Annotated in this window: 17 protein-coding genes, 2 pseudogenes and 1 riboswitch; of the genes and pseudogenes, 6 read left to right on the top strand and 13 right to left on the bottom strand. The window is 38.6% G+C overall.

Annotated elements, in window-relative coordinates:
* Nucleotides 1-29: 29 nt before the first annotated feature.
* The 3 genes and pseudogenes from yqiA to nudF all read right to left on the bottom strand — a co-directional run bounded on the left by yqiA (nucleotide 30) and on the right by nudF (nucleotide 2,205).
* Nucleotides 30-614: pseudogene (yqiA, locus tag AC01GB_RS09740) on the bottom strand (esterase YqiA).
* Nucleotides 614-1,453 (bottom strand): 3',5'-cyclic-AMP phosphodiesterase, encoded by an 840-nt coding sequence (cpdA, locus tag AC01GB_RS09735; protein WP_474451675.1) that lies wholly within the window; start codon nucleotides 1,451-1,453, stop codon nucleotides 614-616. Before cpdA ends, yqiA begins: the two are co-directional and overlap by 1 nt.
* A 104-nt stretch (nucleotides 1,454-1,557) precedes the next feature.
* Entirely contained in the window at nucleotides 1,558-2,205 is a 648-nt protein-coding gene (gene nudF, locus AC01GB_RS09730; protein WP_474451674.1) for an ADP-ribose diphosphatase, read from the bottom strand.
* Nucleotides 2,206-2,425: 220 nt separating this feature from the next.
* Between nudF and tolC the strand changes: the two genes are divergently transcribed.
* The 3 genes and pseudogenes from tolC (at nucleotide 2,426) to AC01GB_RS09715 (ending at nucleotide 5,920) form a co-directional block, all read left to right on the top strand.
* Nucleotides 2,426-3,811, top strand: a complete 1,386-nt coding sequence (gene tolC, locus AC01GB_RS09725; protein ID WP_474451673.1) for an outer membrane channel protein TolC — start codon at nucleotides 2,426-2,428, stop codon at nucleotides 3,809-3,811.
* Between the two features lie 217 nt (nucleotides 3,812-4,028).
* Nucleotides 4,029-4,754, top strand: coding sequence for a DUF1190 family protein (locus AC01GB_RS09720; protein WP_474452375.1), 726 nt, complete (start codon nucleotides 4,029-4,031; stop codon nucleotides 4,752-4,754).
* 5 nt (nucleotides 4,755-4,759) lie between these two features.
* Nucleotides 4,760-5,920: pseudogene (locus tag AC01GB_RS09715) on the top strand (glutathionylspermidine synthase family protein).
* A 132-nt stretch (nucleotides 5,921-6,052) separates the two neighbouring features.
* Here the strand turns inward: AC01GB_RS09715 and AC01GB_RS09710 are convergent.
* From AC01GB_RS09710 to ribB, 6 genes are all read right to left on the bottom strand, one after another.
* Nucleotides 6,053-6,259 (bottom strand): hypothetical protein, encoded by a 207-nt coding sequence (locus tag AC01GB_RS09710; RefSeq protein WP_474451672.1) that lies wholly within the window; start codon nucleotides 6,257-6,259, stop codon nucleotides 6,053-6,055.
* Nucleotides 6,249-6,599 (bottom strand): phospholipase D-like domain-containing protein, encoded by a 351-nt coding sequence (locus tag AC01GB_RS09705; protein WP_474451671.1) that lies wholly within the window; start codon nucleotides 6,597-6,599, stop codon nucleotides 6,249-6,251. Before AC01GB_RS09705 ends, AC01GB_RS09710 begins: the two co-directional genes overlap by 11 nt.
* A 9-nt stretch (nucleotides 6,600-6,608) precedes the next feature.
* Nucleotides 6,609-6,809: a hypothetical protein gene (locus tag AC01GB_RS09700; protein WP_474451670.1), complete on the bottom strand. Its 201-nt coding sequence runs from the start codon at nucleotides 6,807-6,809 to the stop codon at nucleotides 6,609-6,611.
* A gap of 71 nt (nucleotides 6,810-6,880) precedes the next feature.
* Nucleotides 6,881-7,147: a phospholipase D-like domain-containing protein gene (locus tag AC01GB_RS09695; RefSeq protein ID WP_474451669.1), complete on the bottom strand. Its 267-nt coding sequence runs from the start codon at nucleotides 7,145-7,147 to the stop codon at nucleotides 6,881-6,883.
* Between the two features lie 107 nt (nucleotides 7,148-7,254).
* Nucleotides 7,255-7,428, bottom strand: coding sequence for a hypothetical protein (locus AC01GB_RS09690; RefSeq protein WP_474451668.1), 174 nt, complete (start codon nucleotides 7,426-7,428; stop codon nucleotides 7,255-7,257).
* 257 nt (nucleotides 7,429-7,685) lie between these two features.
* Entirely contained in the window at nucleotides 7,686-8,339 is a 654-nt protein-coding gene (ribB, locus tag AC01GB_RS09685; RefSeq protein WP_474451667.1) for a 3,4-dihydroxy-2-butanone-4-phosphate synthase, read from the bottom strand.
* Nucleotides 8,340-8,459: 120 nt separating this feature from the next.
* A riboswitch (FMN riboswitch) is annotated at nucleotides 8,460-8,625 on the bottom strand.
* 235 nt (nucleotides 8,626-8,860) lie between these two features.
* On the opposite strand from ribB, the gene ubiK reads away from it, so the two are divergent.
* The gene (ubiK, locus tag AC01GB_RS09680) at nucleotides 8,861-9,127 is read left to right on the top strand and encodes a ubiquinone biosynthesis accessory factor UbiK (RefSeq protein ID WP_180816737.1); all 267 of its coding nucleotides are present in this window, start codon (nucleotides 8,861-8,863) and stop codon (nucleotides 9,125-9,127) included.
* A 52-nt stretch (nucleotides 9,128-9,179) separates the two neighbouring features.
* Here ubiK and hldE read toward each other — a convergent pair whose 3' ends face one another.
* The 4 genes from hldE to AC01GB_RS09660 form a co-directional block, all read right to left on the bottom strand.
* Entirely contained in the window at nucleotides 9,180-10,607 is a 1,428-nt protein-coding gene (gene hldE / locus AC01GB_RS09675; RefSeq protein ID WP_474451666.1) for a bifunctional D-glycero-beta-D-manno-heptose-7-phosphate kinase/D-glycero-beta-D-manno-heptose 1-phosphate adenylyltransferase HldE, read from the bottom strand.
* A 109-nt stretch (nucleotides 10,608-10,716) separates the two neighbouring features.
* A complete protein-coding gene (locus AC01GB_RS09670; RefSeq protein WP_474451665.1) occupies nucleotides 10,717-11,664 on the bottom strand; it encodes a bifunctional [glutamate--ammonia ligase]-adenylyl-L-tyrosine phosphorylase/[glutamate--ammonia-ligase] adenylyltransferase in 948 nt (315 codons plus the stop codon).
* A gap of 126 nt (nucleotides 11,665-11,790) precedes the next feature.
* Nucleotides 11,791-12,168, bottom strand: coding sequence for a hypothetical protein (locus tag AC01GB_RS09665; protein ID WP_474451664.1), 378 nt, complete (start codon nucleotides 12,166-12,168; stop codon nucleotides 11,791-11,793).
* Nucleotides 12,147-12,638 carry a CYTH domain-containing protein gene (locus tag AC01GB_RS09660; RefSeq protein ID WP_474451663.1) on the bottom strand — a complete coding sequence of 164 codons (492 nt, stop codon included), beginning with the start codon at nucleotides 12,636-12,638 and terminating at the stop codon, nucleotides 12,147-12,149. Before AC01GB_RS09660 ends, AC01GB_RS09665 begins: the two co-directional genes overlap by 22 nt.
* Nucleotides 12,639-13,121: 483 nt before the next feature.
* Here AC01GB_RS09660 and AC01GB_RS09655 point away from each other — a divergent pair, with 483 nt between their 5' ends.
* Together AC01GB_RS09655 and AC01GB_RS09650 are read left to right on the top strand one after the other, a co-directional pair.
* Nucleotides 13,122-13,745, top strand: coding sequence for a TIGR04211 family SH3 domain-containing protein (locus AC01GB_RS09655; RefSeq protein ID WP_474451662.1), 624 nt, complete (start codon nucleotides 13,122-13,124; stop codon nucleotides 13,743-13,745).
* A gap of 9 nt (nucleotides 13,746-13,754) precedes the next feature.
* Nucleotides 13,755-14,993, top strand: coding sequence for a multifunctional CCA addition/repair protein (locus AC01GB_RS09650; RefSeq protein ID WP_474451661.1), 1,239 nt, complete (start codon nucleotides 13,755-13,757; stop codon nucleotides 14,991-14,993).
* Nucleotides 14,994-14,996: the final 3 nt, after the last annotated feature.

The following is a 14,996-nucleotide window of genomic DNA, read 5'->3' as shown; positions in this document are numbered from 1 at the left end:
TCATTTAGCTATTTTGGATAATTTTTTACTTATTTTGTCTTTGGCAAAGCTAAAAAACGCATAATTTGTGGAAAATAGTAGTCAAATCCAACAAAAGCATGGTTACCTCCTGGCGCTATTGTTTGCTTACACTCCATAAGATAGGTAACAGCTTGACGATAGTCCAATATTTCATCACCTATTTGTTGTAATAGCCAAATCAAATCAGGCGCCGTTAATTCATCAATTTGTATTGCTTGTAGTTCATTTAAATGGTGGAATTGTAAAATGTAGCGTTCCTTTGTATAAGGATTGACTTGCTCACCTAAATACTACTCAAACAAATCAAAAGGACGTACCGCTGGATTGACAACCACAGCGGGTAAATTAAATTTCTGCGATAACCAAATAGCAAAATAACCGCCCAATGAAGAACCTAACAACCCAATCTGCTCTCCCGCGTGGGCTGCTACGAAATTCTGTAATAACTCGATTGCTTCTGCTGGATAACAAGGAAGTTGGGGTATCAACATATTAACTGCTGGATGTTGTCGCTGTAGCCAAGTTTTTAAGCTATTTGCCTTCTGCGATAAGAGGGAACTATTAAAACCATGTATATAAATTAATGTTGACATTAATAACCACCTGAGTCGAAATCTGGGCGAAATTTATCACTATCCAATCTGAAAACTTGTGTATCCAACACATTTTCACCGTTATCATTGATAGAAAGATCAAGATAACGCCACCCCGGTGCCATTGTATCTAATGTAAAATTAGTACAATGAGGTTTAAATTGTATACAGGTTGATGCTGTTGCCATCATGCGAACCCCTTGCCAATATTCATCTATTTCTTGGTGAATATGCCCACATAAAATCGCTTTAACTTGTTGATATTGATTTAAATAGTCAGCCAAAATATGAGAGTTACGCAAGCTATGTTGATCAAGCCAGGTACAACCCGAAGGCAAAGGATGATGATGTAACATTAGTAAATGACTACGCTCCGTGTATGCATCAAAACAGCGTTTCATCCATAACAGCTGTTGCTTAGATAATTTTCCATGCACAGCACCTTGAATTTGGCTGTCCAACATCAGGATTTGCCAATTATCATTAATTAGCACCTGCTTAGAGGGTAAAATTCCTGCTTTTGCTAAAGTAGCAACCATTGCCGGTTGATAATCGTGATTGCCCGGCAACCAAACACAAGGAGCAGATAACCGTTTGATCCCTTCCGCAAAATGCTGATAAGCTGATGCCGATTGATCTTGAACCAAATCACCGGTAGCAACAACCAAGTCAACATTTTCATTGCGCGCTAAAATTGCATCAATTACTGCATGAAAACTACCAAAAGTATTGACGCCAAGTAGAGTATCATCAACATTAGCAAAAAGGTGGGTATCGGTAATTTGCAAGATCCTCACCAGGTTTTTTTGCTTTGTTGTTAATTTAAACAGACTATCCAAGCAATTTCCTTAGTTTCTACCTACTTTATACGTTATTTTAACATTAATACTTTATTAATATCTTTAGGCTGATACACACTTCTTTTTCATGTTATGACAAACCGTTATTTTAAGTTCTTCAACCAGTTATTTTTCAACCTAAGATGATTTAATTGTAACCATTGTATTGCGATTACGGTAGCCGCATTATCAATTACCCCTAACTCCATCCATTGATAAGCTTGTTCACGACTAACAACATGGACACGAATATCTTCATTTTCACTGCTTAATCCATGTACACTGCCGGGTTTGATAACAGATGCATCAATTTCACCGATATGAACATAAATACGCTCAGTTGTACCCCCCGGGCTGGTAAGATAACTTAGAGCATAGTAACAACGCTGAATGGTAATACCCGCTTCTTCTTTTGCTTCACGACGAACTAGCTGTTCTAAGTTTTCATTTTGTTCTACCATGCCAGCAATAACTTCTAACAACCACGGTGTTTCGCTCGTATCCATCGCCGGGATCCGTACTTGTTCAACTAACACTACCTTATCAAGACAGGGATCATAGGGTAAAGTAACGCCAGCATTACCCCGCTCCAAAACTTCTCGCCGAATTTCCTTGCTCCAACCACCATTAAACAACTTATGTCGAAAACGGTATTCAACAAAACGAAAAAAACCATTATAAAGATCGAATTTAGCGGTAATTTCCACATCATTTTGGCTAAACTTGAAAGGTAAATTTTTTTTATCGCTCATAGAAACTCTCTGAATTTATATGCACTAACTGACAAAAAGTGAGACTTGTATAACGTTTTTTAAGGAAATTAGCTTATAAATAATGTAGCATTGGCCAGATTTAACATGATAGATGGCACAAACAGCTACCATGCAATAATGACATATTCTGCTAAAATTAGCGGTCTTCATGTTTTTCTGAGATAACTAAAGCAAAAAATTGTATAATCAAGGAATAAGAATGAAAAAATTTATCTCTCTTTTTATCACCATTAGCCTAGTTGGACTAAGTGCCACTGGGCAAGCTGAAAATTTATTGCAAGTCTATCAGAAAGCAAAAGAAAGTAATCCGGATTTACGTAAATCGCTAGCAGAACGTAATCAAGCATTTGAAAAAATTAATGAATCTCGTAGTCCTTTGCTACCACAATTAGATTTAGGCGCAAATTTCACCTATAACAGCGGTTATCGTGATAATCGTGACACGGCAAACAACCAACTTGGCGCCAATCTTAAACTCACCCAAACCATCTTTGATATGTCAAAATGGCAACAATTAGACATGCAGGAAAAAACCGCCGGTATTGCAGATGTCACTTATCAAACTAACCAACAAAAATTAATTCTTGATACCGCCACAGCTTATTTTGACCTATTACGTGCTATTGACTTATTAGACTATATTGAAGCACAGAAAAAAGCCGTTTATCGCCAGTTAGATCAAACAACCCAACGTTTCAACGTAGGATTAGTCGCGATTACCGATGTACAAAACGCCCGCGCTAATTATGACAGCGTATTAACTCAAGAAGTATCGAGCCGTAATCAATTAGAAAATTCGCTGGAAAAGTTACGTCAAGTTAGCGGCATCTATTACAGTCAATTAGCGGCTTTAAATATTGCTCATTTCAGTACCCAGACACCCGCACGAGTAGAGAAGCTATTAAAAGATGCTGAAACGCGCAACTTAAGTTTACTCAGCGCCCGTTTATCACAAGATCTGGCGCGAGAAAATATTCGCTATGAACAATCAGGACATTTACCTACCCTTGGATTAGAAGCATCAACCGGTGTTAGTAACACCCAGTATCATGGTAGTGCTAATCAGCAAATATGGAATAGAAATGGTCCTAGCTATACTGGCCAAAATAGTGTCGGACTAACGTTGAGTGTGCCTTTATATAAAGTTGGCCGAACTAACTCACGCGTTGAGCAAGCACAGTATGGTTATATTAGTGCCAGTGAGCAGCTTGAAAGTACTTATCGCAATGTTATTCAGATAGTACGCTCTTCCTATAATAATGTGATTTCTTCTATTAGTAGCATTAAAGCCTACCAACAATTGGTTTTTTCAGCACAAAGTTCGTTAGATGCGATGGAAGCAGGCTATCAAGTCGGCACTCGGACTATCGTGGATGTATTGAACGCAACAACAGCCCTTTTTCAGGCGAAACAGAATTTAGCCAATGCACGTTATGATTATCTGATTAATGATCTGAAAATTCAGTATGCCCGTGGGACTTTAAATGAAGGCGATCTGCTCCGTTTAAATAGTAGCTTAGGAAAAACATTATCCACCTCACCGGATGCTATTATCAATCCGATGAGTGTTCCGCAAATACACTAAATAAATAACCCACTATTAATACCCATATATTGCGGGTATTTTTTATTGTAACGAAATTTAATTAGAAAAGTTGTATTTTTACCACTTAAAATAAATAATCAGGTTGATAGCCATCTTTCTACCCGTTTTATGCTTTAATTTCCAGCGTAATTATCCTATTCTATCCTAGTTTTACGATTTTTATTTCGACCTTTAGGATAGGTAAATGATGATGATGATGAAAATAAAGCGCACGAAAAATATTAATCAAGGTGCTTTTCGCAAAAGCTGGCGCGTCTACCGCTTAGCATCTGTTGCCTTAACTATTAGTACGGTATTTATGTTGTCCGCTTGTGAGCAAAGCGACGAAACCGTCTCTTTATATACTAACGCAGAGGATTGCGCCCAAAAAAACCCGGCTCAAAGTGAACAATGTTCGCTGGCTTATAAAAATGCATTGCAGGAAGCGGCTATAACTGCACCTAAATATGCGACACGTGAAGATTGTGTGGCCGAATTTGGGGAAGAAAAATGTACTCAGGCTTCCACTCAAACCGCAACTCAAACCCAAACTGCATCTCAAGCTCAAGCGGGTTTAGCGACAAAAAATCAAGCTAGTGGACAAAGTGGTAGTTTCTGGATGCCATTAATGGCAGGTTACATGATGGGACGTCTAATGGATGGTGGTACAGCTGCACCAGCCCCTGCAACGCAACCTCTCTTTAGCTCAAGCAATCCTGCAAGTTCCGCCAATGGAAAATTTGTTGATGCTAGTGGCAAAAACTATGGGCCGGCTGTAGCGGGAGGTAGAACTATGGCCGTACCTCCATCAGCTCTTGCTCCTAAACCGGCAACGACCACCACTATCACTCGTGGCGGTTTCGGTGAATCAGTCGCTAAACAACAGACTCGCATGCAGCGTCAAAGTGCCACAACGCCTTCTCAGCGTTCTATGGGAGGTTGATAGCGATGATAAGGATGCCCATCACTGAACGCCCTGATTGGAAAGAAAAGGCAGCTGAATTTGGTTTTCATTTTCACACCTTATACGGTGAACCTTACTGGTGTGAAAATGCCTATTACCAATTTACGATGCAACAAATCGAAGATCTTGAAGCAAACACCGCTGAATTACATCAAATGTGCCTGCAAGTGGTCGAAAAAGTAGTTAGTAACGAGGAATTATTGATAAAATTTCAGATCCCTAAACATTGTTGGGAATTTGTTAATCACTCATGGAAAACTAACCAACCTTCACTTTATTCTCGATTGGATTTAGCTTATGACGGTAAAAGACCTGCAAAATTATTAGAAAATAATGCAGATACACCAACATCTTTATATGAAACCGCATTTTTTCAGTGGATTTGGTTAGAAGATCAAATCAATGCTGGCAATTTGCCAGCAAATGCTGATCAATTTAATAGCATACAAGAACAACTTATTGAACGCTTTGCGCTTTTGCGTGAATCATTTGGTTTTAACTGGTTACATTTCAGCTGCTGCCAAGATAGTGAAGAAGATCGCGCCACCATACAATACCTACAAGACTGTGCTCACGAAGCCAATATTCCCACCAAATTTCTCTATATTGATCAAATCGGTTTAGGTGAAAAAGGACAATTTACCGATCCTAATAACCAGGTTATTAGCAATCTGTTTAAATTATATCCTTGGGAATTTATGTTTAGAGAGATTTTTTCTACTAAGTTAGCAGATGCTGGCGTAAGGTGGTTAGAACCTGCTTGGAAAAGCATTATTTCTAACAAGGCATTACTACCTATGCTATGGAAAATGTGTCCTAATCACCCCAATTTGTTACCAGCCTATTTTGCAGAAGCTAATCCGCCAAAACTGGACAGCTATGTAATCAAACCTCTTTTTTCACGAGAAGGAGCAAATATTCGTATCATCGATAATGAACGTGAAATTGCCTCAGTAGACGGTCCATATGGCAAAGAGGGTATGATTATTCAACAATTTTATCCGCTACCAAAATTTAAAAATAACTATACATTAATCGGTAGTTGGCTGGTAAATGATTAACCGGCAGGAATTGGCATTCGAGAAGACAAACAATTAATTACCCAAGATCTATCCCGTTTTTACCCGCATATTATTCTAAATTAATCCATGCAACATAAGTACAAGATAATGATAAAGCAATCATTATCTTGCTGTTTTTACTATTATGACTAATGAGTTGAAAAAATAACAAGTAAAATTCCATTGCCAGCTAATTAATTACAAGCTATTTTTTCTCTAATTGGCATTGCCAGATGAACAATACAAATCTTGATTTAACTTGGGAAAAACATGGGGACTTGAATATTTCCATACCTGCTGCCAATATTCTGCAATTAATTCTTCCACCGCATTTTTACCTTCTATCACATAATTAAACTCAGAAAGATGACCTGGATCAAGATTGTCAGAGCCGACAACATATAGTTCATCGTCAATAATCATTAACTTGGCATGATTTATTAGGAAGTAATGCTTCAATAAGCCAACGGCAAACAGTATGATCAACCCATCTTTTTTCCCATGCACTAATTAAATCTTGCTGCGAGCTCCTAATCATATAGCGGGCATTTTTAATCAAATGTTCTTTCATGATTTCTGAGCCGTGATGATAATCGGTATTTATATTAGGCCCAGTCCAGTATTTGCCAACAGATAATATCCTATCAGCTCGCTTATATTCTTCGATTTTACTATAGTCGTCTCCCTTTGTTCCATATTGATTGTCAATATCTTCATGCAGCTGAAGCAGATATTTTTGCTGCTCGGTTACCGACATCATCACAGCTGGATCTTATAGTGGATCTTCCGGTTTTCCTTGTAATTCACTGCCAATTTGCCAAGACATACTTTTTACATCAAAATATTGTTTCTTGAGCAGATCGCTATTGCATAACCACATTTCATTTAGGTAACACTGAGCATCAAGCGCTGCCGCTCCATGAACAATAACGGATACATCATGCACCGGAGGATAATTCCTGAATAAATCCATATTCAAATTATGCCCCCTACCAGAGATTCAACCCCATCAACAGCAATGATCTTCGTATGATTCCAGGTCATTCAGGTATCATTAATTGGCAGAAAATCTGGAAAAAGGTTTTTTATAAAAGAATTGACCATTCCTTCATCAAAGCGGAAAAAGCGACTTATCCAAATTTCAGGCATTAATTCCCAATCTTGCGCTCGTGATTGAATAAGTTTTAATAGCTCATCTTTAAAAGCAACGTAATCAACGGAAGCTGTTTCTACCGCCGATAATCTATCTAAAAATACCGTTGGCGACTGACCAAAAAGAAAACGAAATTGAGTTGGTCTGGTTCGCCTCATTTTTTTGACAACCCATTATCAATCGCCTGCAATATAATTTTACGCCAATCAGCATCAGGGCTGTTAAGTGAAGAAGTATCACAGCGGTAACGTGCTTTTTTGATTATCTAAATGATAGCTGTCGCATACTCTTGCTGGCGCTTAAAAGAATGGGGCATAACTTGTTCATCGAATGAGCTTCCCCAAGCGTGTGGTGTATCCATTAGGCGAACATAATTTGGACCACTAAGACGATGAAAATATTTTTTAAGTTTTTCCAACAAATTATCTATCTGACTCATGTTTAAAATTCCTTTTAAAATATGATGATCATGATGGAATAATTGAAATAATATAGAGCTGCCAATTGAAACAATCCGGCTTTACCGGCAAAACAAATTTACACATCATTCTTCAATCGCCATAGTTTTCCATTATAGCGATATATTTCAATATGGCAGGAATTTGAGAGAAAACTTTCCAATATTGAACATACTGGTTTAAGCATAAAACTCAGATAGGATAAAATTCAATCACCAGAAATAGCTTATTCAAACTGCTAACCTGCTTTTTTGGTAAATTGCTGACGATAAGTTACCAAATCCTCAATAGTTATTACCGGCATATCATGTTGCTTGGCAAAGATAAGTACTTCTGGCATACGGGCCATGGTACCATCGTCATTTGTCAACTCACATAAAACACCTGCTGGCTTAAAACCGGCTAAAGTCACCAAATCAATGGTAGCTTCGGTATGACCACGACGCTGCAATACCCCTCCTTCTTGGGCTCTCAACGGAAAAACATGTCCAGGCCGATTAAGATCGGTCGGTTTTGCATCATCGGCAATTGCTTTACGGATAGTCATTAAACGATCACTGGCTGAAACGCCGGTTGTTACACCTTCGGAAGCCTCGATGGTAATAGTAAATGCGGTTTGGAATTGACTAGAATTTTCTTCAACCATCATCGGTAATGCTAGCTGCTTACAGCGTTCTTCCGTTATACAAAGACAAACAATTCCACTGCTATGGCGGATAGTTAATGCCATCTGTTCAACAGTCATAGTTTCAGCAGCAAAAATAATATCACCCTCGTTTTCACGGCCTTCGTCGTCAAGTACCATAACACCTTTACTTTGACGTAATGCCTGAAGAGCACGTTCTATACGTTCGATCGGATTGCCATACGCGGAAAGTGACGTCTGATTCATGGTAAAACCTCATCAATAAATACTAAATTACCAGAACCAAGGCAAACGTGGGAGTATAAAAAATCAAATCAGTATCTTAAAAATCTGCACACAATTGGCTGACCTCAAAACTACAGATATCGTTATTCTCTCCCATCCGGACTATAACCGTCGGTTCCAGAATCTCACTGGATCTGCTGGCTTCCATCACAAAATGCTATAATGGAACGCTCGCGGACTTAATTATTCAATTAACAGAATAAATATCACCACCGGTGGAGAATTTCACTCCGCCCTGAGATAAACAACTAAACTATATCGTGAATATAATTCTGTAGCAATCAACAATAACAAGATATATCATGGAATAGTATTTTCATTTATAGTCAGCCAACTTAGTATTAAGTGGTTATTGCGCTAATTTAGACCCATTATTATCAGCAAATTTATTAAAAATAATTTTGTCAAAGCAAGCTGATTATTTTAAGATCTGCTACTAAATAACCTATAGATTATAATTTGTGACCTAAAAGGATAGCGTAATGCTTGACGCGAAAAAAATTGAACAAGTTGTTCGCCAGATCAAAGATACCTTACCGCAAGGAATACGCGACTTAGGCGAAGATCTTGATAAAAAGCTACGGGCAATATTACAGTCCCAGTTAGGAAAACTCGATTTAGTCTCACGCGAAGAGTTTGATATTCAAACACAAGTTTTACTGCGAACCCGTGAAAAAATGGCACAAATGGAAAAACGCATTGAACAATTAGAAAAAAAACGGCTAGCCAACGAAAACAAGAATGAATAACAAAATGCCACGATACTACTATCGTGGCATCGCTATTTTTTATCTCAAAATATTAATCACTTTTCATAATGGTATTAATAATATTTGTCGTCGATAGCCCCGCTTCAAAATTAAGCACTTTAACTTCACCACCTGCCGCCCAGACCTCTTGGCTACCAGCAATATCTTCCGGCTTATAATCGCCACCTTTGACTAATACATCGGGTAAGATTTCACTGATCAGGCGTTGAGGAGTATCCTCTTCAAAAGAGACCTCCCAATCTACTGAACCTAGCGCCCCTAGCACGGTCATACGCTGAGCTAATGGATTAATAGGACGATCATCACCTTTTAGCCGTTTAGTTGAAGCATCACTATTCACCGCAACAATTAATCGATCGCCTAACTTACGTGCATTGGCTAAATAGATAACATGCCCAGCATGTAAGATATCAAAGCAACCATTGGTCATTACAATCTTTTCGCCACGGCTACGGGCAGCTGCAACCGCATGCTTTAGCTGCTGCTCATTCATCACACCAAAACCATCATTAGTTCGACCATGAATGGCATTCTCCAGCTCAATGGGTGATACCGTTGAAGTACCCAATTTTCCAACCACGACTCCAGCAGCCGCATTAGCTAATACACAAGCTTGATGAAAATCGAGTCGAGCCGCCAACGCCGTTGCCAAAACACCAATAACCGTATCACCAGCTCCGGTAACATCATAAACTTCCTGCGCTTGGGTCGGTAAATGTAAAGGCGGTTTTTCACGCTGCAACAGTGTCATCCCACGTTCTGAACGAGTGATAAGTAATCCCTTAAGATCAAGGGAATCAATTAACTTCATTCCTTTCTGCTCAATTTCGCTATTGTTTGCACATTTACCAACAATAGCTTCAAATTCAGACATATTGGGAGTTAATAACGTCGCTCCACGATAACGTTCAAAATCACTACCTTTCGGATCAATAAGAACTGGCACTTGAGCAGCATTTGCTAATGCAATGATCTGCGAAATTTGTGCTAACGCACCCTTGCCATAATCAGACAATACCAGTGCCCCGACGCGTGGCAAAGCTTGCCGAATCCGATCTAACAGCGAATTTGTATCGACATCACCGAATCCTTCTTCAAAATCCAGTCGAATAAGTTGTTGATTATGCGATAAAATTCTCAGCTTAGTAATCGTAGGATGCGTTGATAATGTAACAAAATCACAACATACATTAGCTTGATTAAGTTTCTCGGTTAATACTTCAGCAGCATCATCAATACCAGTCAGCCCTAGCAAACGAACATTAGCGCCCAAAGCAGCAATATTCATGGCAACGTTAGCAGCACCACCAGGACGATCTTCTTTCATTTCCACTTTAACGACCGGAACGGGCGCTTCTGGTGAAATTCGGTTAGTTAATCCATACCAATAACGATCTAACATAACATCGCCGATCACCAAAATACTAGCCCGTTTAAAATCAGGGAGAGTGATTTTCATCCATACTCCAATTACAAATAAATTACCGCAATCAAGATTGCTACCAATAGTAACATAGCCCAACTCTATCAATCATACTAAAAGTATGGCGAGTCAATGCTATTTTAACTTAACTAGCATAAAACCATTTTTGCCAACTAGGCAGAACTTTTTTACGTTGCTGTTCAAACTGAGAGACTAACACTTTACTGGGTAACGCCTGTAATGACAAATGATGCAAGGTATCTCGCATTTCAGTATAAATTGAGCGATCATTACCTATCATGCGCATTTTGATCATGGCATAACGTTCCCAGTCGCGCCCCTGCTTCTTATAATAATCTTCTAAAGCAGCAAAACTAAAAACTAATGGTCCACTATCACCAAACGGACGTAGACGCATATCAACGCGATAGACAAAACCATCTATCGTTTTTTGCGTTAATAGGCTAATTAATTTTTGGCCTAATCGGGTAAAAAAAACTGGCCATTGTCCATCTGACGACGACCCCCTTTGGGTAACTCCATTTTCAGGAAAGGCAAAAATCAAATCAACATCAGATGAAAAATTTAACTCTCCGCTGCCTAACTTACCCATAGCAAGGATCAACAATGGTTGTGGTTGCCCTAGTTTATCACAAGGTGTTCCCCAACTATGACAATACTGGACATACAACCAATCTCTCGCAGCGATGATTAACGTTTCGGCAAGCACACTCAGATGCTGCAATATTTGCGGTGTACTATCCTTATGTAATATCTGTAGCCACGCTATTCTAATCAGCATTTGATGGCGAAATGGCCTTAGGATCCGCTTCAACCCTTCCTCGGCAGTTATATTGGCCAGCTGTTCGATTAACCATTGATGATAATGTTGCCATTCGCCTATTTGCGGTGGTTGTTGACGTATAACCGCCCACCAAGCAGGATGGTTTTTGATCTGCAAGTAGGCAAAATCACTTAAGGCAAAAAATATTTTTTCCTGTGACGATAGAGGTAAACGTTCAGGCGCATAACACTGAAAATCATCTACCACCCTTTGCGCCTGCTGAACCAAGATTGATGGCAGCAATTTCATAAAATACCTTTCATTAGGATAGTGTTAAAGTCGTAAGCCATTGGGTAAAAGCAAGTTTGCAACGCAACCAATCCGCACTGTAACAGAGTTGCTGAGGTTGAATATCCGCAGTAGCCAATAATGCAGTTATTTTTTTAATGGCAATGCTTGAATAAAATGGGGAATAGAATAAGAATAATGGACTAAAAATGTCTGTATCAATACCAGCAAATGACTCAAATTTTTCTTTGCTTGTGGCTGATTAGCTAACCAACACTCTTCATAATGCTGCCTATACGCTAATAACTGGTTTAGGCCCTGTTCAATCGGCATAGTATTCCAGTTACAGTGTGGCAAAAAGTATTTAAGTATCATATAGTCATAGTCGCTATGTTCAACTAACGAATAGCCTCGTTCAGCCTTGCTTTTATTTGCTAAACGCAACCCTTCAATGTTAACAAACTCTTTTGCAAACGCTAACAGCCCGATCAATGTGCCCTTTTTTAGTTCCAGTTCAATTTCCATAATTGGTTTTTTTCTGGCACCGGCATAAATGCTACCTTGATCCAATACAATTTCAATTTCACTCCCCTGATAAGTAACAATCCATTTTCACGAGAAAAATCAGTATAGAACAAGGTTGTTAACTGTGACTGTAAACGAGCAACATTGATATTTTTTGGCCATATTTCGCGTGGAAATGCCAAAAGATTCAGCTCAGGTTTATTAATTTCCACATTGTATTCAGGCCGTTGATGTAAACCACCAATAACCTTACCGGCGGTTTTTATCGTCATTTCATAACGACCATCACAACCGCGGATCCTTAACCCCATATCCCAGCGACGTAATTGATGATCCACTGTTTCAAAATAGATATTTGACAGTTTATGTAAGGAGAAATGTGTATAGCGAAAACATATTATTTTTTCACGGATCCGCTTAATAGCTTCCGGGCGAACAGATAATTTTAATTCAATTTCTAGCTGACGCATATTTAATCCAGATTTTCTGATATTTATCCCCCGAAGGATAAACATTTCTATTTTTATTTATACTGTCTAGACGCATACTTAATGTAGATTGTTATTTTTTCTATTTACTCTGTCGCTGATTAAAAACGGACAGTTTCATGACTAACGATAGAAAGGAGCTTTAAGTTTAACATAAATAAGCCAGAAAACAGCAGCCAAAGCGTGATTCATTTTTCCTTGCTAACAGTAAAAAATTTTTTCTAAAAACAAACAATTCTAATATTAATTAAGTCTATATTAATAACTAAACACCAGAAAAATAACCAACAAAGAATTTTATTCTATGGTTTTTACCTGAAAATAATAAAAAATGAAATATTATTAATAATGGCAAATCAATTAAAAGAATTATTATTTTACCTTTTTAGATTTGCATCAATACATTTAACGCATTAGTATCAGCTAATAGCACTTTTTTTCACAGTTTGAAGATAGTTGAATACAATGAGAAAATTTCCTTTATTTATCTTAGCATTGATAGGATTTAACCTGCCAATGACGACTCAAGCAGAAGAAACGCTTTATGTTTCTGATGAACTCCCTACCTTTATCCATCGAGGACCTGGAACCGATTATCGCATTATTGGTAGCCTAAAAAGCGGTGATCAAGTTCAATTATTAAACACAGATGCTGAAACCGGCTACGCCCAAATTCGTGATTATAAAGGACGAGTTGCTTGGTTACCCAAAAATCAACTCAGCAAAACACCCAGTGTAAAAGCACATATTCCCTTACTTGAAAAGGAAAATCAAGAATTACGTGAAAAATTGACCAGCATTGATAGTAACTGGAATAATCAAACCAGTGACATGCAAAGCAAAGTGGCAGCCAGTGATCAAACTATTGCTAATCTAACCGCAGAAAATGAAAAACTGAAAAATGAGTTAATTCGCTCAGGAAAAAAATTAGAGATTGCACAAATCAATCTTGATAATAATCGCCGTGAGCTCATTTTACAGTGGTTTATGTATGGCGGTGGCGTTGCCGGTGCAGGTTTAATTTTTGGTTTATTATTACCTCATCTCATCCCTCGACGTAAAAAATATAATGAACGCTGGATGAATTAAAAAAATACCATGCAGATTTATCTTGTTGGTGGCGCAGTAAGAGATCAGCTATTAGGGTTGCCTGTTTCTGATCGTGACTGGGTAGTGGTCGGAACTAGCCCAAATGATTTAATCAAATTAGGTTTCCAGCAAATAGGTAAGGATTTTCCCGTTTTTCTCCATCCAAAAACACGTGAAGAGTATGCCCTGGCTCGTACAGAACGCAAAACGGGTGTAGGCTATACCGGTTTTTCTTGCTATGCCGCACCTGATGTCACGATAGAAGAGGATCTGTTACGTCGAGATTTGACCATCAATGCGATTGCGCAAACTGAAGATGGCCAACTGATTGATCCCTACCATGGTGAACGGGATATAAAAAATCGCCTATTACGCCACGTTTCCGCTGCTTTTGCCGAAGATCCTTTGCGAATACTCAGAGTGGCACGTTTTGCTGCTCGGCTAGCTAACCAAAAATTTACTATTGCCAATGAAACACAATCGTTGATGAAAAAAATGGTTTTTAATCATGAGGTTAGTAAAATTAGCGCAGAAAGAGTGTGGGGAGAAACGGAAAAAGCACTACAATCATTATCGCCTGAAATCTATTTTCGTGTCTTATATGATTGTGGCGCGCTAGCTATTCTTTTTCCTGAAATTAATCAATTATTTGGCACACCCGCAGCGGCAAAATCACATCCCGAAATAGATACCGGAATACATACGCTTTTAACATTAAAGGTAGCGGCCTCATTAACTGACAATGTCGAAACTCGCTTCGCCGCTCTCTGCCATGACTTTGGTAAAGCGCTGACCCCATCTGAACAATGTCCCGCTCATGACGATTATGTTAGCAAAGGTATTTCGCTAATTGAGGCTATGTGCAATCGACTACGTATTCCTAATAGAATGAAAGAGTTAGCTAAATTAGTGGCTCGTTTTCATCAACAAATCCACCAAATTCATCAGTTAACACCAGAAACTGTTATTAATCTATTTAATAAATTAGATAGTTGGCGCAAGCCGGAGCGTATCAATCAATTGGTCATCGCCTGTGAAGCAGATGCCCGCGGCCGGATAGGGCGAGAGCATATCACTTATCCACAAGCTAAATTTGTTATTGAAGCATTTAAGACTGTACAACAAGTATCAAGCAAAGATCTTATTGAGCAGGGTATAAAAGGTATCGCGATCAGGGATGAACTTAACCAAAAACGTATCCAGACATTAACTGACTGGTGGCAGCAACAAACCATTTTACCGATTTAAGCT

The organism is Candidatus Arsenophonus phytopathogenicus (assembly GCF_056113345.1).
This window is presented reverse-complemented; position numbering and strand designations above follow the sequence as displayed.